Source organism: Azospirillum melinis (assembly GCF_013340935.1).
GTDB classification, from domain to species: Bacteria; Pseudomonadota; Alphaproteobacteria; order Azospirillales; family Azospirillaceae; genus Azospirillum; species Azospirillum melinis.
In genome coordinates this window covers 109,445-130,574 of record NZ_WHOS01000013.1, presented here as the reverse complement: position 1 = coordinate 130,574, position 21,130 = coordinate 109,445, and the positions used below count along the sequence as shown (strand labels likewise).

At 68.0% G+C, this 21,130-nt stretch carries 21 protein-coding genes; 9 read left to right on the top strand and 12 right to left on the bottom strand.

The window, feature by feature from the left end; all coding sequences use genetic code 11:
* Positions 1-537 precede the first annotated feature (537 nt).
* From GBZ48_RS12540 to GBZ48_RS12525, 4 genes are all read left to right on the top strand, one after another.
* Positions 538-1,524, top strand: a complete 987-nt coding sequence (locus GBZ48_RS12540) for a 2-hydroxyacid dehydrogenase (RefSeq protein WP_209798339.1) — start codon at positions 538-540, stop codon at positions 1,522-1,524.
* Positions 1,525-1,742: 218 nt separating this feature from the next.
* Positions 1,743-3,143, top strand: coding sequence for an MFS transporter (locus GBZ48_RS12535; protein ID WP_174471353.1), 1,401 nt, complete (start codon positions 1,743-1,745; stop codon positions 3,141-3,143).
* A 109-nt stretch (positions 3,144-3,252) separates the two neighbouring features.
* Positions 3,253-4,257: a DUF4862 family protein gene (locus GBZ48_RS12530; protein ID WP_174471352.1), complete on the top strand. Its 1,005-nt coding sequence runs from the start codon at positions 3,253-3,255 to the stop codon at positions 4,255-4,257.
* Positions 4,258-4,296: 39 nt separating this feature from the next.
* Positions 4,297-5,193: a LysR family transcriptional regulator gene (locus GBZ48_RS12525; protein WP_174471351.1), complete on the top strand. Its 897-nt coding sequence runs from the start codon at positions 4,297-4,299 to the stop codon at positions 5,191-5,193.
* Between the two features lie 15 nt (positions 5,194-5,208).
* Here the strand turns inward: GBZ48_RS12525 and GBZ48_RS12520 are convergent, their stop codons facing one another.
* Positions 5,209-6,534, bottom strand: coding sequence for an NAD(P)/FAD-dependent oxidoreductase (locus GBZ48_RS12520; RefSeq protein WP_174471350.1), 1,326 nt, complete (start codon positions 6,532-6,534; stop codon positions 5,209-5,211).
* A 248-nt stretch (positions 6,535-6,782) separates the two neighbouring features.
* On the opposite strand from GBZ48_RS12520, the gene GBZ48_RS12515 reads away from it, so the two are divergent.
* Positions 6,783-7,259 (top strand): Lrp/AsnC family transcriptional regulator, encoded by a 477-nt coding sequence (locus GBZ48_RS12515; RefSeq protein ID WP_174471349.1) that lies wholly within the window; start codon positions 6,783-6,785, stop codon positions 7,257-7,259.
* 102 nt (positions 7,260-7,361) lie between these two features.
* Here GBZ48_RS12515 and hpaE read toward each other — a convergent pair whose 3' ends face one another.
* Positions 7,362-8,885, bottom strand: coding sequence for a 5-carboxymethyl-2-hydroxymuconate semialdehyde dehydrogenase (gene hpaE / locus GBZ48_RS12510; protein ID WP_174471348.1), 1,524 nt, complete (start codon positions 8,883-8,885; stop codon positions 7,362-7,364).
* Positions 8,886-9,235: 350 nt separating this feature from the next.
* Here hpaE and hpaR point away from each other — a divergent pair, with 350 nt between their 5' ends.
* Positions 9,236-9,661: a homoprotocatechuate degradation operon regulator HpaR gene (hpaR, locus tag GBZ48_RS12505; protein WP_246307156.1), complete on the top strand. Its 426-nt coding sequence runs from the start codon at positions 9,236-9,238 to the stop codon at positions 9,659-9,661.
* Positions 9,662-9,668: 7 nt separating this feature from the next.
* Here the strand turns inward: hpaR and hpaI are convergent, their stop codons facing one another.
* The 10 genes from hpaI to GBZ48_RS12455 all read right to left on the bottom strand — a co-directional run bounded on the left by hpaI (position 9,669) and on the right by GBZ48_RS12455 (position 18,312).
* Complete coding sequence (gene hpaI, locus GBZ48_RS12500) at positions 9,669-10,508, bottom strand: 4-hydroxy-2-oxoheptanedioate aldolase (RefSeq protein ID WP_174471346.1); 840 nt, start codon at positions 10,506-10,508, stop codon at positions 9,669-9,671.
* 20 nt (positions 10,509-10,528) lie between these two features.
* Positions 10,529-11,332, bottom strand: a complete 804-nt coding sequence (gene hpaH, locus GBZ48_RS12495) for a 2-oxo-hept-4-ene-1,7-dioate hydratase (RefSeq protein ID WP_174471345.1) — start codon at positions 11,330-11,332, stop codon at positions 10,529-10,531.
* Between the two features lie 14 nt (positions 11,333-11,346).
* Positions 11,347-11,736 (bottom strand): 5-carboxymethyl-2-hydroxymuconate Delta-isomerase, encoded by a 390-nt coding sequence (locus GBZ48_RS12490; RefSeq protein WP_174471344.1) that lies wholly within the window; start codon positions 11,734-11,736, stop codon positions 11,347-11,349.
* Positions 11,737-11,752: 16 nt separating this feature from the next.
* Positions 11,753-12,601 (bottom strand): 3,4-dihydroxyphenylacetate 2,3-dioxygenase, encoded by an 849-nt coding sequence (gene hpaD, locus GBZ48_RS12485; protein WP_174471343.1) that lies wholly within the window; start codon positions 12,599-12,601, stop codon positions 11,753-11,755.
* 59 nt (positions 12,602-12,660) lie between these two features.
* On the bottom strand, positions 12,661-13,404 hold the full coding sequence (locus GBZ48_RS12480; RefSeq protein WP_174471342.1) for a fumarylacetoacetate hydrolase family protein: 744 nt from the start codon (positions 13,402-13,404) through the stop codon (positions 12,661-12,663).
* A complete protein-coding gene (locus GBZ48_RS12475) occupies positions 13,401-14,090 on the bottom strand; it encodes a fumarylacetoacetate hydrolase family protein (RefSeq protein WP_174471341.1) in 690 nt (229 codons plus the stop codon). The genes GBZ48_RS12480 and GBZ48_RS12475 overlap by 4 nt, the downstream gene beginning before the upstream one ends.
* Before the next feature lie 4 nt (positions 14,091-14,094).
* Positions 14,095-15,426 (bottom strand): TRAP transporter large permease, encoded by a 1,332-nt coding sequence (locus GBZ48_RS12470; protein WP_174471340.1) that lies wholly within the window; start codon positions 15,424-15,426, stop codon positions 14,095-14,097.
* Positions 15,423-15,974: a TRAP transporter small permease gene (locus GBZ48_RS12465; protein ID WP_174471339.1), complete on the bottom strand. Its 552-nt coding sequence runs from the start codon at positions 15,972-15,974 to the stop codon at positions 15,423-15,425. The genes GBZ48_RS12470 and GBZ48_RS12465 overlap by 4 nt, the downstream gene beginning before the upstream one ends.
* Positions 15,975-15,998: 24 nt before the next feature.
* Positions 15,999-17,033, bottom strand: a complete 1,035-nt coding sequence (locus GBZ48_RS12460) for a TRAP transporter substrate-binding protein (RefSeq protein WP_174471338.1) — start codon at positions 17,031-17,033, stop codon at positions 15,999-16,001.
* A 325-nt stretch (positions 17,034-17,358) separates the two neighbouring features.
* A complete protein-coding gene (locus tag GBZ48_RS12455; protein WP_425485991.1) occupies positions 17,359-18,312 on the bottom strand; it encodes a LysR family transcriptional regulator in 954 nt (317 codons plus the stop codon).
* A gap of 103 nt (positions 18,313-18,415) precedes the next feature.
* Between GBZ48_RS12455 and GBZ48_RS12450 the strand changes: the two genes are divergently transcribed.
* From GBZ48_RS12450 to GBZ48_RS12440, 3 genes are all read left to right on the top strand, one after another.
* A complete protein-coding gene (locus tag GBZ48_RS12450) occupies positions 18,416-19,219 on the top strand; it encodes an NAD(P)H-dependent oxidoreductase (protein WP_174471337.1) in 804 nt (267 codons plus the stop codon).
* A 169-nt stretch (positions 19,220-19,388) separates the two neighbouring features.
* Complete coding sequence (locus GBZ48_RS12445; protein ID WP_246307155.1) at positions 19,389-20,756, top strand: PQQ-dependent sugar dehydrogenase; 1,368 nt, start codon at positions 19,389-19,391, stop codon at positions 20,754-20,756.
* Between the two features lie 30 nt (positions 20,757-20,786).
* Positions 20,787-21,110 carry a c-type cytochrome gene (locus GBZ48_RS12440; RefSeq protein ID WP_109050206.1) on the top strand — a complete coding sequence of 108 codons (324 nt, stop codon included), beginning with the start codon at positions 20,787-20,789 and terminating at the stop codon, positions 21,108-21,110.
* Positions 21,111-21,130: the final 20 nt, after the last annotated feature.

The following is a 21,130-nucleotide window of genomic DNA, read 5'->3' as shown; positions in this document are numbered from 1 at the left end:
GTCGGCATAGGGCAGCGGCGATTGCCGGCATGCCGGGGGTGTCAGGAAAAATATGACGTCCTATCAACGGGATGGGCGTGGGCGTCCAAGCGGAAAACCCCGTCGGGCCGTGGTGCCCGGTCCATGAAGGCCCGGGAAGTCAAGGCGCTGCCCTGCGACCGTCGGTCGCACGTTGACAAAACATTTTGTGCATCCAGCGTTATGCAGTTGACAGGCCCTCGCCCGGTGCACTATCCACTGGAATAGAAGACCAGTGTACCAATTGCCCAATTATCGGCGACCGGTCCGGCAGGTGCCTTCGGGATTCGGGACGGCATGGGGCGCCTTGCGCCGCCGCCCGCGATAAGAAGCACGAAGCATCCGGCCGGAGCGTGAGCGGACCGGAACAGGGCATCGGATCCGGTCGGGCAATCAATCCATTCCGCTGGCCGCAGCGCCCCGTCGCTGCGGAATCCGGCGGGAACACCATCGAGGGGGAAAACCATGAGTGCTATGCCCAAGGGGAAATCGCAGGCCGGCGGGGGCGCCGCTCCGCCCATGTCCCCCCTCCGCGTGGTCATTGCCGACGCCAACTTCCTGCCCCACCGCGCCTTGATGGAGGCGCAGCTTCCCGCGGGCACCGTCGTGTCCTGGCATCCCGCTTTCGATGAGGCGGCGGTCGCCGCCGACCTGCCGGGCGCCGATGTCTTCGTCGGTCCGCGCTTCACCGCCGCGATGGGGGCCGCCGCCGACAGCCTGCGGCTGGTCCATGTCGGCGGTGCCGGCTATGACGGTATCGACGGCAAGGCGCTGCCCGACGGCGTGCTGTGCGCCAACACCTTCTGCCACGAATCCTCGATTGCCGAATATGTGGCGGCGACCAGCGTCGTCATGCGCCGCCAGCTTTTGCAGCAGGACCGCGAACTGCGCCGGGGGCACTGGGATTCCTCCGTCTACGAATCGCAGCGCTCTCAATTGGGGTCGCTGGCCGGTGCCACTGTCGGCATCGTCGGGTACGGCCACATCGGATCGCAGGTCTGGCGGCTGATGCGGGCGTTCGGCGCCTCCGGCGTCGCCGTCACCTCACGGCCCGCCAGGGCCGAAGGGGAGGGGTTGAACTGGGTCGCCGGCACCGACGGTCTCGACCGCCTGCTCGCCGAGAGCGACATCGTCGTGCTGTGCCTGCCGCTGCTGCCGGAGACGCGCCACCTCATCGGCAAGGCGCAGCTTGCGGCGATGAAGCCCGATGCCTTGCTGGTCAATGTCAGCCGCGGCCCGCTGGTCGATCCCGAGGCGCTTTACGACGCATTGAAGGAACGCCGCATCGGCGGTGCCGTCATCGACGTGTGGTACCAGTACCCGACCGGCGGCGCCCATGCCCAGCCGGCGGCGCTCCCCTTCGACACGCTCGACAACATTCTGATGACGCCGCACATCTCAGGCGTCACCACCCAGACCTTCCAGGGCCGCGTGCGCGATGTCGCCGCGAACATTGCCCGGCTGGCGGCAGGAGAGCCGCTGCGCAATCTGGTCAGCCCCCGCTGAACGCCGGCTGACACCGTCGCGGGCTTGCCCGGCGGCAAGCCCGGACGCTTCCAACGTTGGGCCAGCCGCCGGCCCGACCGCTGGCACCGCACCGGCCGGCTTGTCCATCGCCGGCACTCTCACCATCGCGCCCCTCATCGCGCGGCCCCTCATCGCGCGGCTCAGGCCGCGCACGCTCATTGCTCCACCGCTGCGGTGGTTGATGAAGGAAGCAGGACATGTCTCAGATATCCAGCTCCATTGCGGAAACCGAACGGATCGCCCGGGCAGACGCTCCCGCCGATGTGCCTGCCGACGCCAAAAATGTGCGCCGTGCCGCGCTGGCGGGCCTCATCGGCACCATGCTCGAAAACTACGATTTCGTGATCTACGGCACCGCCTCCGCCCTGATCTTCAGCAAGCTGTTCTTCCCGACGATCTCCCCGGCGGCCGGCATCATCGCCGCCTTCGGCGCCTATGCCATCGGTTTCCTCGCACGGCCGCTCGGCGGCCTCTTCTTCTCGCATTACGGCGAGAAGTTCGGCCGCAAATGGGTGCTGGTCACCACCCTGTTCCTGATGGGCGGGGCGACCTTCGCCATCGGCTGCCTGCCGACCTATGAGACGGCGGGCGTCTGGGCGCCGCTGCTGCTGGTCCTCTGCCGCTTCTTCCAGGGCTTCGGGGCGGGCGCCGAGCAGTCGGGCGGCGCCACGCTGCTGACCGAAACGGCCCCGCTGGGCCAGCGCGGACGGCTGTCGTCGCTGATCATGGTGGGTGCGGCCTTTGGCACCGCGCTGGGCGCCATCGCCTGGATCGGCGTGCAGCAGCTTCCCAACGAAGCGCTGATGAGCTGGGGCTGGCGCGCGATCTTCTGGAGCAGCATCCTCGTCACCATCGCCGCCTTCGTCATCCGGCTGAAGCTCGCCGAAAGCCCCGTCTTCACCGAGCTGAAGAAGAAGGTGGATGTCCGCAACCAGGCTCCGCTCCGCGTCGTCGCGAAGCATGGCAAGAAGAACGTCATCAAGGTCATCCTGATGAACTGGGGCGTGTCGACCCAGTCCTACACCTATCAGGTCTTCATGATCTCCTACCTGATCAATGTGGTGGGGGTCGACACGCACTTCGTTCCGCCGGTCCAGCTTGCCGCCGCCATCGCCGCGTCCTTCGCCGCCTTCCTGACGGGCAGCCTGTCCGACCGTTTCGGACGCCGTCGGATGACGCTGGTGCTGACCGGGATCCTCGTCGTCACGCCGTTCCTGGTCTTCCCCGGCCTCAACACCGGCTCACCGGTCCTGATCACCGCCATCATCGTGTTCGGTTACATGGTCGCCGCCCAGGGCGTGACCGGCGTGCACATGAGCTTCTTCCCCGAGATCTTCGGCAGCCGCTACCGCTATGCCGGCGTGACCCTGGGGCGGGAGTTTTCGTCGATCATCGGCGGCGGCATCGCCCCGCTGCTGTGCGCCTCCCTGCTGGCCTGGTACGGCAATTCCTGGGTTCCGGTCGCGATCTACATGGCCGTCACCATGCTGGTGTCGTTCCTGGCCACCTACTCGCTCCCCGAAACCCTCGATCGCGACCTGAACACGCCGACGGATGCCGAATGGGGCGAAGCCCGGTCTTCCACCGGCCGTGCCTGACCGCCAGCCGCGCCTGAACCCTGCGACGGCCGGTGCGGGGGGCGCGATCCGGGGTTGCGCCCCCCGCACCCGCGAAAAAACTGCCCGCGAGAGAGAAGGGGCGACAGCCATGACCACCGAACATCGTGACAAGCCCCTCCGCGTCGTCGGCGCCTATGCCGCCCAGCCGGATGAGGCTCATGAGCGCAGGGCGTTTCTGGAAGAGGTTCTCTCTCTTCCCGGTGTCGACGGCCTGGAAATTTCCTGGGGCGCGCCCGGCTGGGAGCAGGATGCCCCGCTTCTGGCCGATGCGCTTGGGTCCGATAGGCCCAACAATCGGGGAGGTCGGGGAGGGCATGTGCTGACCCTGATCGGGGCTGCGGCGACGATGGCTGCCAAGGCTCCGTCAGTCGGTTTGGCCTCTCCCGACCCAGATGGACGTGAGCGGGCGATCCAACTGGTCGCGTCGGCCCGCGAGGCCGCCCTGGATTATCTGACGCGCGGGCAGCGCATCGTCGCCGTCGAGCTTCAGTCGTTTCCGACGCTGGCGCAGGCCGATGCCGGGCTGGGTGGAGAGGCACTGGAGCGGTCGCTGTGCGAGATTCTGTCCTGGGACTGGGGCAGCGTCGCCGTCGTTCTCGAACATTGCGATGCCCGCACCGCGACCTTGCCCTGGCAGAAGGGCCTGCTTCCCCTCGACATCGAGATCCAGGCCGTAGCCGCTGCTGCGGCAAGGTCGCCGACGCCCACGGGAATGGCGGTGAACTGGGGCCGCTCGGCAATCGAGGAGCGGGACGGAGCGGCGCCCGAACGGCATGTGCACCGCCTGCGCTCCGCCGGCTTGCTGCGCGGCGTGATGTTTTCCGGTGCGACGGATCGCGATGGCGCTTACGGCATGGCCTGGAGCGACGTGCATCCGCCGCTCCGCGAGCAGATGCCCGATTCCGTCATGGACCGGCTCAAGGTGGCGGCGACGCTCGCCGCCGCCGCCGGCAGCGGCCTGCTCTATGACGGCGTCAAGGTCGCGGTGCGGCCGCCGCAAACCACCGTGAAGGATCGCATCGCCGCAATCCGCGGCACGCTCGCCGCCCTCGATGGCACGTCACCCTTACCGCTCGACCCTCGGGCTCGTTGATCGCTATAGTCGGCCGGCGAACAGAGCCCAGGATCGTGAATGCAAGCCCGCCAGTTGGAAGTCTTCTGCATGCTGATGCGCTGTGGAACGGTGACCGGGGCGGCGGGGATGCTGAACATTTCCCAGCCGGCCTTGAGCCAGATCCTGCTGCATGCCGAGGATCAGCTGGGGTTCAAGCTGTTCGACCGGGTGCGCGGGCGGCTGGTGCCGACCCAGGAGGCCAACGAGCTTTATCCGGAGGCCGAGCGGATCTTCTCGGAACTGGGGGCGTTGCGCCGGCGAACGGTCGACATGCGTCACGGCCGCACCGGTCTGGTCCGTCTCGCCGCCTCCGCTCCGCCCTCCATGTCCATCGTTCCCAAGGCGTTGACGGCATTCCGTGAGGCGCACCCCGACATCGTCGTGCGGTCCCTGGTCGCGCCGATCGCCAACATCCGCGACATGCTGCGCAGCGGCGACGTTCTGCTGGGGGTGGCGATGGATGACATGCCCCATCACGACATCGATGTCGAAACCGTTGGGCATGCCGAACTGGTCTGCCTGTTGCCGGAGGGGCACCGGCTGGCCGGACGGGCCGAACTGGGCTTCGCCGATCTGGCGGAGGAGACGCTGATCTCCTACCGCGTCGACACGCTGCCCGGCCGGCTGCTGGCCGGGGCGCTGGAGGCCGAGGGCGGCGTCTATGCCCCGGCGGTGGAAATCGACCTGTCGATCACCGCACTGCCATTCGTGCGCGAAGGGATCGGGGTGGCGGTGGTGGACGGGCTGCTGCCCTGGACCCAGTTTTCCGGTCTCGTCCAGCGGCCGTTCAGGCCGGGGATCCGCATGCCCATCGCCATCCTGACCAGCAAGGAGCGCCCGCTGTCCGGCAGCCACGCCCTGATGCGCGACTGCATTCGCAAGGCCGCCCGCGCCCTTGAGCCGGGCCGTTCCTGACAGCTCCGCTGCCGGTCAGAAATCGGCCACTTTCCCGGCGGAAAAACCGGCGAAGCGGTCGGGGTGATAGGGCTTGGGATCGACAATCGGCGGCTGATCGGTGATGAGGTCGGCGATCAGGTGCCCGGCGCCGGGGCCGATGCCGAAGCCATGGCCGCTGAAGCCGGCGGCCAGGATCAGGCCGGGCAGGCTGCCGACCTCGCCGATGGCCGGAACGCCGTCGGGCGTGCTGTCGATGTAGCCGGCCCAGGCGGCGGTGATCGGCGCGCCCTTCAGGCCGGGCAGCAGCGCCGTTGCCCGCTCGTGGGTGAGGCGGATGGTGCTGCGGTCCGGGCTGGGGTCCAGAACCCGCACCCGCTCCATCGGCGTCGGGCGGTCGAGCCGCCAGCGCCGCAGAGTCTCGTGGCCGGAGCGCATCCCCTCCGTCCCGCCGGGCATCAGGCTGCGCCAGCGCCGGGCGAACATCGGCATGAATTGCGGCGCGAAGCGGATCTGCTGGAGCGTCGGGTCGACGCGTCCGCGTCCGCTGATGGCCAGCGTATGCCCGCCGTCGCCGCGCCGGGTGATCGACACGGCGGCGGTGTGCAGGGCGTCCGGCAGGCCGGACGGGCTGGGACCGACCGACAGGATCGACGAGCGGATCGAGGCCAGCGGGAACCGCACGCCCATCTGATGGCAGAAGGAGGACGCCCAGGCTCCGCCCGCCAGAACCGCCAGCGTCGTGCGGATCGTTCCCTTCTCGGTCACGACGCCGCAGACCCGTCCGCCGGCGGTTTCCAACCCGCGCGCGGCGCAGCCCTGATGCACCGTGCCGCCCAGCGTCATGATCGCCTTTGCCACCGCGGGGGCCGCGCGGGCCGGATCGGCGATGCCGTCCGACGGTGAAAAGACGCCGCCCTTCCAGGGCTTTCCGGTCGCCCGGCCGCGCTCGGCGGCTTCGGCGGCGGACAGCATGTGGGTGGTGACGCCGACCGTCCGGGCGAAATCGCGCCAGCGCGCCCAGCCCGCCAGTTCCCCGTCGTCGTTGCTGAGATAGAGCAGGCCGCAGCGGGAGAAACCGGTGTCCTCGCCGCTCTCCGCGGCGAAACGCTCCCACAAATCCAGGCTTTTGGTCGCCATCGGCAGTTCGCGCGCGTCGCGGTTCTGCTGCCGGCACCAGCCCCAGTTGCGGCTGGACTGCTCCGCCCCGACCTGTCCCTTTTCCACCAGCGCCACCGACAGCCCGCGCCGGGCCAGGAAATAGGCCGCCCAGACACCGACGATGCCGCCGCCGATCACGACGGCATCCGCCTGTTCGGGCAGGCTCGGGGAGGACGGGATGGTTTGCAATGGGGCGGGCATGGCGCGGGTCTCCGATTTCGGCGTGACACCATCTAGCCATGGCGCGCGGATCGGCGGGCGCTGCTTTGGGCGACTGAACGGCATTATCTTCTGCCGATGAAGGGAAGCCCGATGCTTTGTTCTGCCGAAAGAAAGCCACTCGGCCGTCGACAGGCGGGCTGCGCGTGTTAAGCTTCCCCGGCATGCCCGGCAGAATTATCTGCTGCCGTTACATCGGCTCTCCCGCCCTCGAACCGGATGGGTTCCCCATGAAGCTGGACCGCATCGACATCAAGATTCTGCATCAGCTCCAGAAGAACGGCCGGATCACCAACGTCGAGTTGGCCGAACTGGTGAATCTGTCGCCCAGCCCCTGCCTGATGCGGGTCAAGAAGCTCCAGGCGGAAGGCTACATCGAAGGCTACACGGCGCAGATCAATGTCAGCAAACTGGGCCAGACCCTGACCGTCTTCACCGAGGTGACGCTGAAGAACCACCGGCAGGTCGATTTCGCCCGCTTCCTGGCCGCCGTCAAGAAAATCGAACAGGTTCTGGAATGCCATCTGGTCTCCGGCGGCTACGACTACATGCTGAAATTCGTCACCTCCGGCATCGGCGAATATCAGGAGATCATGGAAAAGCTGACCGACATGGACATCGGTATCGACAAATATTTCAGCTATGTCGTGCTGAAGTCGCCGATCGTGCGCGCCCACATGCCGCTGACGACGCTGTTTCAGTTGTGACTCCCGCGCCTTGACCCCCTGCGTCGCCGAACCGCGCAAGGGCGATGCAGCGGAGGGATCGTCCGCTGCATCGCCCGGTCTCCATCTCACAACTGCGGTGACTCAGGCCCCGAGCTTCGGCACCGTGTGTGTGTCGAGCGCCACGCAGATGTTCTTCGTCTCCATGTAGAAATCGAAGCTGTAGTCGCCGCCGTCACGGCCGATGCCGCTGGCCTTCATGCCGCCGAAGGGGGTGGGGAGGTGGCGGTTGTTCTCCGAATTGATCCACACCATGCCGGCATCGAGCTTCAGCGCCACGCGGTTGGCCCGGCTGACGTCGCGGGTCCAGACATAGCCGGCCAGCCCATAGGCGACGTCGTTGGCCACCGCGACCGCTTCCGCCTCGTCGTTGAAGGGAATGGCGGTCAGGACAGGCCCGAAGATTTCCTCCTGGGCGATGCGCATGCGGTTGTGCGCGCCGGTGAACAGCGTCGGACGGACATAGTTGCCGCCGGTGCCGGGCTCTCCGGCGCGGACGCCGCCGACCTTGACCGTCGCGCCGTCATCCTGCGCGATGGCGCAATAGCTCAGAACCTTGTTCAGATGGCGCTCGTGCACCAGCGGGCCGACCTCGGTGGCGGGATCCAGCGGGTGGCCGACGCGGATGCGGGCGACGCGCTCCGCCAGCCGCTCGACGAAGGCGTCATGGATGCCGCTCTGCACCAGCAGGCGCGAGGACGAGGTGCAGCGCTGGCCGTTCAGGCTGTAGATCATGAACACCACGGCGTCCAGCGCCCGGTCCAGATCGGCGTCGTCGAACACGATAACCGGGTTCTTGCCGCCCAGCTCGAAATGCACGCGCTTCAGCGTCGGGGCGCCCTGGGCCATGATGTGGCTGCCGGTGGTCGATTCACCGACGAAGGCCACCGCCTTGATTGCTGGATGCTCGGTCAGCAGCTTGCCGGCCTCCTCGCCCAGACCGTTGACCAGATTGGCCACGCCGGCCGGCACGCCGGCTTCGGCCATGATCTCGGCCAGCAGCATGGCGGTCAGCGGGCTCCACTCCGCCGGCTTGTGGACCACCGTGCAGCCGGCGGCGAGCGCCGGGGCGATCTTCCAGGTCGACAGCATGAAGGGCGTGTTCCAGGGCGTGATGACCGCCACCGGTCCCAGCGCCTGCCGGACGGTGAAGTTCAGATGGTCCCTGGCCGGCAGCGACAGGCCGTTGGCGGCATCCGGCGCCCGGTCGGCGAAGAAGCGGAAATTCTCCGCGGCGCGTTCGGCGGCCTTGCTCATGAAACGGATCGGCTGGCCGCTGTCCAGGCTTTCCAGCACGGCGATCTCCTCCGCCCGTGCCAGGATGCCGTCGGCGACCCGGTGCAGGATGCGTTTGCGCTCGGTGCCCGGCAGGGCGGCCCAGGCTGGGAAGGCGCGCTGCGCCGCGGTCGCGGCGGCATCGACGTCGGCGGCGTTGCCGGCATGGACCCGGTTGATGATTCCGCCGTCGATGGGGGACAGATTGTCGAACAGCCGCTCCGACTGGCCGGGCACCTCCCGCCCGTCGATGAAATGGCCGAGCGGACGATCCCGGAACCGGGTCAGGAGCCGTTCCGCGGTTGCGAGATTCGTTTCGAAAACGGATGCCATGGCGTTTCACTCCAGGTTTTGGTTGGCGCTTGTTGGGCGGAGCTGTGGTTGGCCGGGATATGGCGGGCCGGGGGCGCAGCGGGCGGCACGCCGGGAGTAAAACTTGATTGGTTAATATTTAACATGTTATATAAATCGGGCTGCGGTGCTGTCAAGCGCTTTCCCTGCGCAGGGCCGCCGCGCTATGGTGCGGGAAACCTCCTGACATGCGTCGACTCTTTCCAGATGAGGCCGGAGCCTTGGGCAGACCTTCCAGAAAAGCAGCGGCGGCAATCGAACCGGCGGCGAAACCCACAGAGGTAACCGGGCAGTCCGCTGGCGAGATCCGGGCCTTCCGCCGGTCCCTGCCGATGGCGCTGCTGAAGGCGCGCGAGGCGGTGATGGCGCGCTTCCGTCCTCTGCTGCACGAACATGACCTGACCGAACAGCAGTGGCGCGTCCTGCGCGCCCTGACCACGGCGGACGAGTTCCGCGCCGGTGAACTGGCGCGGGTCAGCAGCATCAGCATGCCCAGCCTGTCGCGCATCCTGCGCACGTTGGAAAAGCGCGGGCTGATCCAGCGCGGGATCGAGGACAAGGATTTGCGGGCGGCCCAGATCTCGATCACGCCGTCCGGCCGCGACATGATCGCGCTGATCGCCCCCCACAGCGAACGGCGCTATGCCGAGATCACCGCGGCCTTCGGCGCCGACCGGCTGGCGACGCTGTACGGGCTGCTCGACGAACTCGCCGATTGCCTGGGCGGCCCGGACGGCGGCGACGGCGACGAAGAGTAGGGGGCGGTCAGTAGCCGCCGGGCGCCGGAGCGGCCGTCGTCGTAGAAGTTGTCGCCGGAGCAATCGTCGGACCGGGAGACGGCTGGCGGAAGCGGGCGGCCAGGTCGGCGGCGGCGCGGGCGAACAGGGTGGTGTCCACCCCGACCCCGACGAACAGGGCGCCGGCCGCCAGATAGGCGCGGGCCAGCGTCTCGTCGGTCGCCAGCACGCCGGCGGCCTTGCCCGCCTTGCGGGTCCGTCCGATGCCGTCCTCGATGGCCGCGCGCACGGTCGGATGTCCGGGCTGGCCGCGCAGGCCCAGCGACGCCGACAGGTCGGCCGGGCCGAAGAAGACGCCGTCCACTCCCTCCACCGCGGCGATGGCGTCGAGATTGTCCAGGCCGCGGGCGGATTCCACCTGCACCAGCAGGCAGATCTCGCCGTCGGCCTCGTCCAGATAGCCGTCGATGCGGTTCCAGCGCGAGGCGCGGGCGAGCGCGCTGCCCACCCCGCGGATGCCGCCGGGCGGATAGCGGGTGGCGGCGACCAGCGCCGCCGCCTGCTCCGCCGTCTCCACCATCGGCACCAGCAGGGTCTGGGCGCCGAGGTCCAGCACCTGCTTGATGATCGCCGCGTCGCCGGCCACCGGGCGGACGATGGGATGGCTGGGATAGGCGGCGATGGCCTGGAGTTGGGCCAGGATGCCGCGCAGGTCGTTCGGGGCATGCTCGCCGTCGATCAGCAGCCAGTCGAAACCGGCCCCGGCCGCGATCTCCGCGCAGTAGGCGTCGGCCAGCCCGAGCCACAGCCCGAACTGCGGCCGGCCCGCCGCCAGCGCCCGCTTGAAGGTGTTTTCCGGGGTCTTCATCGATGTCCTCCTTGGAATCTTTACACGAAGCGCAGCGCGATGGAGCCGAAGGGGCCGTAATCGGCATGGACCGTGTCGCCGGACTTGACCGGCACCGGGCGGGTGAAGGACCCGGCGAGCACGACCTGTCCCGGCTCCAGCGCAACGCCATGCGGCGCGAAGCGGCGGGCGAGCCAGCAGATGCCGTTGGCCGGGTGGTTCAGCACGCCGGCGGCCACGCCGGTCTCCTCGATCACGCCGTTGCGGTAGAGCAGGGCGGCGGCCCAGCGCAGGTCGGTGTCCAGCGGCCGCATCGGCCGGCCGCCCATGACGATGCCGGCATTCGCCGCATTGTCGGAGATGGTGTCCATCACCTTGCGCGGGCGTTTGCTGTCGGGGTCGATGCGGTGGCAGCGGGCGTCGATGATCTCCAGTGCCGGCACGACATAGTCGGTGGCCGACAGCACGTCGAACAGGGTGACGTTCGGCCCTTCCAGCCGCGATTTCAGGATGAAGGCCAGCTCGACCTCCACCATCGGGGCGATGAAGCGGTCGATGGCGATGTCGCCGCCGTCGGGGAACAGCATGTCGTCCAGCAGGGTGCCGTAATCCGGCTCGTCGATCTGCGAGGATTGCTGCATCGCCCGGCTGGTCAGGCCGATCTTGTGGCCGATGACCTTGCGCCCCCCGGCGATCTTCGCCTCCACCCAGCAGCGCTGGATGGTATAGGCGTCCTCGATGGTGATCTCGGGGTGGTCGAGGGAGATCTGGCGGGTCTGGACGCGGGTCTTCTCCGCCTCGTGCAGGCGCGCGGCGGCGGCCCGGACGGCGTCACGACTGAGCATGGGAAAGCCTCGTCTCAAGCGGCCTTGTAGCGGCCGTGGATGTTGTTGTGCTTCCAGGTGCCGGCCTCGCCGAATTCCTGGATTTCCAGCGACAGGGCGAGGAAGCGGCTGGCGAAGAGCGCGGCGAAATGGTCCTTGACCATGGCGAACAGTGCGTCGCCGGTCTTCGTCTTCTGCTCGGCACTGCGGCCGGCGCCGATCTTCAGCGTCAGGTGGACGAAGGCGTCGTCGGCCGTCCCGTCCGCCACGCAGAAATCGTCCAGCCGGATGGCGCGGGAGCGGATGCCGCCGGTGGGAAAGACGCCGCCCTGGGCGATCAGCACGGCGTTCGCCTTGCGCAGCAGCGCCGGGATGTCGGCCTGGGCGCCGAGGTTGCCGGTGTATTCGACGGTCAGATGCGGCATGGTCGGCCCTCCCGCCTCAGACCGAGAAGACGGCATTGATCTGGCCGGTGCCGGAGGAGGCGAAATAGGGCGTGACGATGTCGACGCTGCCCTCGTAGCGGTCCCAGCCCAGCGCGCCGAACAGCATGGCAGTGTCGTGCATGTAGCCCTCGCCCCAGCATTTCTCGGCATACATCGGCAGCATGGCGGTGAATGTCGCCCACTCGCCGCGCTGCCACAGATCGACCACGCGCAGGTCGACCTGCTCCAGGAAAGGGTCCCACATCTTGTGCAGGTATTGCTCCGACACGCCGTTCTGGGCGAAGCGGTGGGACAGCGAGCCGCTGGCGAGGATGGCGACGGTGCCGTCATACTCCTCCTCGATGGCACGGCGGACGGCATGGCCCAGTGTGGCGCTGTCCTTCAGGTCGTGGACGGTGCAGAGCGAGGAGACCGACACCACCTTGAAGCGGCGGTCCTCGTTCATGTAGCGCATCGGCACCAGCGTGCCGTATTCCAGCGTCAGCGAGGTTTCCGAATGCGCCCGGGTGTTGACCCCGGCCGCCGTCGCGCTGCGGGCCAGCAGCTGGCCGAGCGCCGGGTTGCCGTCATAGGCGTAGGGCAGGTTCCTGATGAAGTGCGGCAGCTCGTTGCTGGTGTAGACGCCTTCGAAACGGACCGCGCAATTGATGTGGTAGCCGGAATTGACCAGCCAGTGGGTGTCGAACACCACGATGGTGTCGACGCCGAGGTCGCGGCAACGCCGGCCGATCTCCCGGTGGCCGGCGATGGCGGCGTCGCGGCACCCCTTGTGCGGGCCGTCCAGCTCCGACAGGTACATGGACGGGACGTGGGTGATCTTGGCGGCGAGTGCGAGTTTGCCCATGCTTTCCTCCGGTATGCTGCCGGTTCGGCCCGGCTTGGCGATGGCCGCCCGACAGGTTGTCAGATGTCGGCCACGATGTGGTTGACGAGACTGCCGACGCCTTCGATCTCGGTCGTGACGATGTCGCCCGGCCCGACATTCGCCAGCCCTTCCGGGGTTCCGGTCAGGATGACATCGCCCGGCGACAGGGTCATGATCGACGACAGGTACGCGATCAGGTGCGGCACGTCGAAGATCATGTCGCGCGTGCTGCCTTCCTGCATCACCCGGCCGTTGACCAACGTGCGCAGGGTGAGATTCATCGGATCGGGCACGTCCGCCGCGTCCACCAGCCAGGGGCCGAGCGGCGTGCAGCCGTCACGGTTCTTCACCCGCAGGTTCGGGCGGTAGTAGTTTTCCAAATAGTCGCGGATGGCGTAGTCGTTGGCGACGCTGTAGCCGGCCACCACCTCATAGGCGCGGTCGCGCGGCACGTCGCGGGCGGTGCGGCCGATCACCACCGCCAGTTCGCATTCGTAATGCATGAAGGTGGCGCCGGCCGGGCGCCGGGTGCTGGCGCGATGGCCGGTGATGGTGTTCGGCCCCTTCAGGAAGACCAGCGGCGTTTCCGGCGCCTTGAAGGCCAGTTCCTTCGCGTGGTCGGCATAGTTGAGACCGAGCGCGAAGATGGTGCGCGGCTCCACCGGCGGCAGCCAAGTGACCGCCTCGGGGTCCACCAGCCGGCCGTCGGACAGCCGCAGCCGTCCCTGTTCCCCGACGGCCGCATGGACCATGCCGTCCAGCAGGATGCGTGCGCGCTTCATGGCGTTTCTCCTTCCGCCGCGGCGTCTTCGATGGCGATCTCCAGCGGGTCGAAGCCGTCGATCTCCAGCCGGACGCGGTCGCCGGCCCCGGCCTGCGGCCCGTTCAGTGCGATGCCGAGATGCAGGATATCGCCGGCCCGCAGGGTCATGAAGCCGGTCACCTCGGCCAGCAGCCGGGCCGGCGGGCGGACCAGATCGGACAGGCTGCGTTCCGCCACCATTGTGCCGTTGATGAGCGTGCGCAGGGTCAGCGCCTCCAGCCCCGCCACCGCCGCATAGGGCAGCGTCTCGCCCATCGGGCAGGAGCCGTCGAAGCAGCGTTCGCGCACCGGCGGCCGGTAGACCGACGGGTTGGGCAGGCTGACGTCCAGGATCGGGCGCAGCCCGGCGACCGCGTCCATCGCCGTGGCCTCGTCCAGGGCGGTGGCGTCGCAGCCGATGACGAGGCCCAGCGTCGCCGCCACCTCCACCCGCTCCGCCCCGCGCGGCAGCCGTACCGCGGCGCCGTTGCCGGCATGGGTGTTATAAGGCTTGATGTAGAGGACCGGTGCCTTCGGCGGTGCACCGTAGGGCGGCTGCGACAGGGCCGGGCCGAGGCGGTCCAGGGTGGGACGGTCGTTCAGGATCACGCCGTAGACCATTCCCCGGGCCATTCCCTGCCCAAGACCGGGCAAAACGGTTTGCATGGTGTCAGCCTCCGAAGGCATGGACGAGCCACAGGCAGATGCCCGGCACGAAGACGATCAGCAGGATGCGCAGCAGGTCGGATGCCAGGAAGGGCATGACGCCCCAGGCGGTTTCGCGCATCGGCACGCCGCGCGCCAGCCGGTTGATGACGTAGAGGTTCATGCCGACCGGCGGATGGACGAGGCCGATCTCCACCACCATCAGGGCCAGGATGCCGAACCAGACCGACTTGTCGGTGGCGTCCATGCCGAAGAAGTCGAGGCCCATCACCACCGGGTAGAAGATCGGGATGGTCAGCAGGATCATCGCCAGCGAGTCCATCACGCATCCCAGCAGGATGTAGATGCCGATGATGCTGAACAGGACCAGCAGCGGCGGCATGCCGCTGTCGCGCACCCAGGCGGCCAGCTCCACCGGCATCTGCGACACCGCCAGCGCCGAGTTCAGCAGGTCGGCGCCGATCAGCACGACGAAGATCATGGCGGTCGCCTGGGCGGTGCCGTAGATGCTGGCGACCAGCTGCGGCCAGCGCATGCCGCCCGAGGCGACCGCGATCAGGCCGCAGGCGGCGGCGCCGATGGAGGCGGCCTCCGTCGGGTTTGCCCAGCCGTCATAGATGCCGACGATCACCACCAGGAAGACCAGCAGCACCGGCAGCACGCCGAGCTGAGCGCGCAGGCGCTCCGACCAGGGCAGCGGGGCGCTGGCCGGGCCGGCGGCCGGGTTGCGCCGCACGATCAGCGCGATCACCGCGAGATAGCCGAGCGCGGCGATGACACCGGGAACCACCGCGGCGACGAACAGCTTGCCGATGGATTCCTGTGTCAGCACCGCATAGACGACCAGCGGCACCGAGGGCGGGATCAGGATGCCCAGCGTCCCGCTGGCCGCCAGCGTTCCGGTCGCCAGCCGCCCGGAATAGCCGCGCGCCTGCAATTCCGGCAGCGCCACCTGGCCCATGGTGGCCGCGGTCGCCAGCGACGATCCGCAGATGGCGCCGAAGGCGGCGCAGGCGGCGGTGGAGGCCATCGCCAGACCGCCGCGCCAATGGCCGATCAGGGCGCCGGCGGCGCGGAACAGCGCCTTCGACAGCCCGCCATGGGTGGCGAACTGGCCCATCAGCAGGAACAGCGGGATGACCGACAGGTCGTAGTTCGACAGCCGGGCGAAGGCGAGGGTGTTGAGGGTGAACAGCAGGGCGGCGGTCTGGCCGTCGTTGATGGTCAGATAGATGGCGCCGCCGGCGATGAACATCGCCACGCCGATATGGACGCGCAGCGCCAGCATGCCCATCAGCCCGGCGAAGCCGGCAAGCCCGATCGCGGTCCCGCTCATCGTGCCACCTCCGCCGTGCCGGCCGTCTGTCGTTCGTTGGATGTCAGGTCGCGCCAGCCGCGGTTCAGCGCGCACAGCGCCGTCAGGACGAGGCTGGGCAGCATGGCGAGCATCGGCATCCAGACCGGCAGGCCCAGGAGCGGCGTCACCTCTCCCGCCTCGCGGATGTCGATCACCTGGAGGCCGGTGCGCCAGACCAGCAGCAGGGCCAGCGCGCCGAGCAGCAGGTCGGCCACCGCGTCGAGCAGCCGGCGCATCCAGGCCGGGGCGGTTTCGGTGAAGAAATCGACGCGCAGATTCTCGCCCAGGATGGTGCAGAGCGGCAGGAAGGCGCAGGCGGCCACGGCGGTGCCGACCTGCATCAGCTCCACGTCGCCGGTGACCGGCAGGTTGGCCAGCTTGCGCCCGAAGATGGACAGCAGCGACATGCCGATCAGCGTCATGAAGGTGCCGCCGCCGGCCAGGGCGAAGCCTTTCGCCGCAAGCAGCAGGGCGCGCTCGCCCGCGCTCCTTGGCCGGAAATCCGGGCCTCCGATGGGTTCATGCATGATGAAGGGTCTCCGCGAAGAGGATCAGCGGGCGGCGAGCGCGCGGGCGTCGGCCGCCAGGGCGGCGCCGTCGATGCCGCGCTTGGCGATGTCCTGGCGCCATTCGGCTTCGACCGGCGCCGCGGCGGCGCGCATCGCCTCGTAATCCGCGGGATCCTGGTTCTGGATGGTGCCGCCGTCCCTGGCGACCAGGGCGCGGGTGTCGGCGGTCACACGGTCCCAGACCTGGCCGAAGCTTTCGACCAGCGCCGGGCCGCTGTTGCGGTCGATCACCGCCTTCAGGTCGGCCGGCAGAGACTGGTAGCGCTCCCTGTTCATCAGCAGCGCCAGGACCGTGGTCGAGTAATAGGGCTGGCCGGCCGGCGGCTGGGTGTGGAACCTGGTCACTTCCTGCAGCTTGGTCGGCGTCACCACCTCCCAGGCACCCATGGCGCCGTCGACGATCCCCTTGGAGATCGCTTCGGTCACCTGGGCGGGCGGCATGTTGACGGGGGTGGCGCCCAGCGCGGTCAACAGCTTGGAGACCATGCGGGTGGAGGCGCGCAGCTTCTGCCCCTTCAGGCTGTCCACCGCGGCGATGGGCTTGCCGGCGGTGTGGAAGGCGACGCCGCCGTCGACATGGACCGCCAGCACCTTGTAGGCGGCGAACTCCTCCACCGCGTGGCGCTGGTAGAAGTCCCAGGCCGCCCGGCTGCCCGACAGGCCGTCGCGCACGACGAAGGGCAGTTCCATCGTCTCGACGATCGGGAAGCGGCCGGCCGAATAGCCGGGGGCGGTCCAGACGATGTCGGCGACGCCGTTCTTCGCCAGATCGACCAGCTGCGCCGGCGTGCCGCCGAGCTGCATCGCCGGATAGAACTGGCAGGTGATGCGTCCGCCCGACTGCTCGCCCAGGGCCTTGCACCAGGGCTCCATCACCTGCTTCTGCGCCGGCGCGCCCGGCGGCAGGAAATGCGTGATCTTCAGCGAGACGCCGTCCGCGGCGGCGGCGGGGTTGGAGACGGCAAGCGGCAGCAGCGTGGCCAGGGCGAGCGCCGCCGGCCGGATCGTTTTCAGCATGGGGTTTCCTCCACCGATGCGCGGGGGACTGGGCGGCCCGAAGGGTCCGCCCGTCCTTTTGTCGGCGCGTTGTTCATTGATGGTGTATGATGCTGTTAACGAGTTAAACATTAACATGTTAAACAGTCAAGCGCGATGTGCGTGACTTGGCGCGCTGCATGGGTGCCGTCCGACGCCATGAGTCCGGTTGCAAGTACAAACCCCGCGGTCTGACCGTGTGATGCCCATCTGCCGGATGCCATGGAACATCATCCGCTGTGCCTTGCGCGGCTGGCCCATGCTGTGGCGCCATTTCCGCCTGGGGCCTTGGACGGAGCGAGGCGCTCTAATGCGATTCCAGGCGGTTCCCACCGCGGGCGGTGCCCGTTTCGATTCCGGCGATCTGCGTGATCCGCTCGGCAAGAAAATCGACCAGCAGCCGGACGCGCGCGATGCCCGCACGTTCCGGCACGATCAGCATGTTGAGCGGCACGGGGGGCGGCGCATAATCCGGCAGCACCCGCGTAAGCCGTCCTTCCGCGAGAAGATCCTCGACCAGCCAGAGATGGGTGGGAGCGATGCCGCGTCCGGCCGCGAGCGCCTCGCGCACGGCGAGCCCATGATCCGTCTGCAGCCGTCCGCCGAAAGGCAGTGCGTGGCGCTCCCCCCGCCCTTCGAGAACGAGAAGGTCGCTCCCGGCGATGTTCGACATCCGGATGCCTTCGTGCGTGCCCAGATCCCGCGCCAGATCCCGCGGATGCGCCGGGACCCCGCTTCCCGCGAGATACTGCGGTGCCGCCACGAGCAGGCGCCTCGATTGGCCCAACGGCCTGAGCTTCAATGAGCTGTCGGTGAGCGGCCCGAGACGAAGCGCAATGTCGACGCCGTCGCGGACGAGGTCGATGCGCTCGTCGCTGAGGCTGAGGTCGATTGCGATGTGCGGGTACAGATCCTGGAAGGCGAAGATCAGACGGCTGACATGCAGGACACCGAGTGCCGCCGTACAGGAGATGCGGATCGTCCCGGCCGGCGCGCCGCGGGTGCTGCGCGCCTCCTCGCTCGCGAGCTCCACCAGCCGCAGGATCTGCACGCACTGTGCGTGGAACCGGCTGCCTTCGTCCGTCACCGTCACCCGCCGCGTCGTCCGGCTCAGCAGCGGCACGCCCACGGCCGTCTCGAGTTCCCGCAGATGGCGCGTCACCGTCGACTGGCCGACGCCCAGTTCGCGGGCGACCGCCGACAGGCTTCCCCGTTCGGCCACGCGGACGAAGGTGCGCATACGCTCGAGCGTGATGTCCAATTTATCCGCTTTCCGGCATAATCCTATCCATTCCCACCATATACCGGATCGCTGCTCCCCATGATACCTGCTCGCTGGTTGCATCACCCAGCCGGAGCCGGCCATGAAAATCCTCATTGTCTTCGCCCACCCTGAACCGCGTTCGCTCAGTGCGTCGCTGCGCGACGTCGCCATCCAGGACCTGGAAGCACAGGGCCATGAGGTGCGGGTGTCCAACCTGTACGACATGGGTTGGAAATCGGAGATCGACCGGGACGACTTCCCGACGCTTCCGCCCGGGGACCGGCTGAAGGTGCCCGGCTCGTCCCGCGGCGCCTTCGATGCCGCAGCGCTGACCGCGGATGTCAGGGCCGAGATCGACAAGCTGCTCTGGGCGGACACGCTGATCCTTCAGTTTCCGCTCTGGTGGTTCTCGATGCCGGCGATCCTCAAGGGCTGGGTCGACCGGGTCTATGCCAACGGCTTCGCCTATGGTGTCGGTGAGCACAGCGACCGGCGCTGGGGCGACCGCTATGGCGAAGGAGCCCTGGCCGGTAAGCGCGCCATGCTGATCGTAACCGCAGGCGGTTGGGAGGACCATTATTCGCCGCGTGGGATCAACGGGCCGATGGACGATCTGCTGTTCCCGATCAACCACGGCATCCTCCACTATCCGGGCTACGAGGTGCTTCCGCCGTTCGTGGTCTACCGTGCCGACCGCCTGGACGAGGCTGGCTTCGAGCTGGTCGCGGAGCGGCTGCGCAGGCGCATGCGGACGCTCGCGACGACGCCGCCACTCCCCTTCCGGCGTCAGAACGGCGGCGATTATCTGATCCCGTCCATGCAGCTCCGCCCGGGCATCGAGGCTCCGGGCGCTGCCGGGTTCACGCTCCACCTCACCCACGGCGAGCCGGGCAAGATCGATTGAGGCAAGGGCGCAAGGTTCCCACAGGCGGCGCGAGTTTCGCGATACCCCGAATTTCTCGGGCCTACCTCCACGAGGGTGTGGTTTGTCTGGCACGCCCGCAACTACGCTGGAGAAGCACCGATGCCGGCGCCCGCCTGCGGCTGGTTTGCCCCGGACCCGAACCTGTTCCTTGTCCATCCGGCCGATGGCGCCTTGTTCCAGTCGACGCCCTAGAACACGGGCCCAGAACCCGTGCGACGACCAAAAGAGCGATGCAATGGGAGGAATCATGAAGACCGGTCTGAACACCGCGCTTTTTCTGGCGGTTGCATGCCTGACGATGCCCGCCGGAGCCCAGGACTACCCGCAGCCGCCCGGCAACCTCGAGAAGTTGCAGCAATTCAAGACCACCGGCGACGTGGCCGAAATCCCGGTCGTTCCGCAATCCGGTCCGAAGGCAGCGGCGATCGGCAAGACCCTGTCGCGGATCAAGCTGCCGCAGGGCTTCAAGATCGCGCTCTATGCCATCGTGCCCGACGCCCGTCACATGGCCGTCGGGCCGCAGGGCGTGGCTGTCTTTGTCGGGACGCGCAAGACCAAGGTCTATGCGGTCACCGATCGGGACAAGGACCGCGTCGCCGACGAAGTGAAGGTCTTCGCGCCGACGATCAATTTCTCGGTGCCGAACGGGGTCTGCTTCTCGAAGGACGGATTCCTGTTCGTCGTGGAGCAGAACCGTGTGCTCACCTTTCCCGCGGCCGAGTTCTTCTATGAGGGCGCCGACGTCGCCGCCTTCCAGGTGGCCAAGGGCGGCGAACTCATTCCGAAGGAGGAGGAAAGCTACAACCACACCGCCCGCGTGTGCCGGGTGGGCCCGGACGACAAGCTCTACATCGCGCTCGGGCAACCCTTCAACGTGCCGGCATCCGACAAGCTCGATCTCTACAGGAAATGGGGGATCGGCGGCATCATCCGCATGGACCGCGACGGAAAGAACCGCGAAGTCTATGCCTGGGGGGTGCGCAATTCCGTCGGCATCGACTTCAACCCCAAGGACAAGGCGCTCTGGTTCACGGACAACCAGGTGGACGGCATGGGCGACGATGTCCCGCCGGGCGAGTTGAACCGGGCGGAAAAGCCGGGCCTGAACTTCGGCTTCCCTTATTATGGGGGCGGCAAGATCCGCACCGTCGAATACAAGGATCAGCAGGCACCGGGAGACGCGGTGTCGCCGCAGGTCGAATACGATGCGCATGCGGCCGATCTCGGCATGACCTTCTACGGCGGCAGCCAGTTCCCGGCGAAGTACCGCGGCGGCATCTTCGTCGCCGAGCACGGGTCGTGGAACCGCACCAAGCCCATCGGGGCGCGGATCATGTTCACCTCCCTCAAGCCGGACGGCACCGCGGACAAGACCGAGGTCTTCGCCGAAGGCTGGCTCACTTCGGACGGCGAATATCTGGGGCGGCCGGTCGATGTGGCGGTGCTGGCCGACGGCTCGCTGCTGGTGTCGGACGATTTCGCAGGAGCCGTCTACCGGATCTCCTATGGGCAATGAAGAGCGGGGCGGCTGGCCGGGAGGATGAGGATGCGATACCGGTGGAGCGTGCCGATCCTGCTCGGACTGGCCGTCTATGCGGCCGGCGCCCATGCGGGAGATCCAGGGGCGGGAAGAAAGAAGGCCATCCAGTGCCAGACCTGCCACGGGCTGGACGGGCTCTCCAGGATTCCGGAAGCGCCCAATCTGGCCGGGCAGCCGGAAATCTACCTCCGCAAAGCGCTCACCGATTACAAGACGGGGGCCCGCAGGAACGAGATGATGTCGGTGGTCGCGCCGTCGCTGAGCGAGGCGGACATCGACGATCTCGCCTCCTATTTCAGCTCCATCCGGATCGAGGTGACGCCGCCATAGCGCCGCAGGACCGGTGCGGG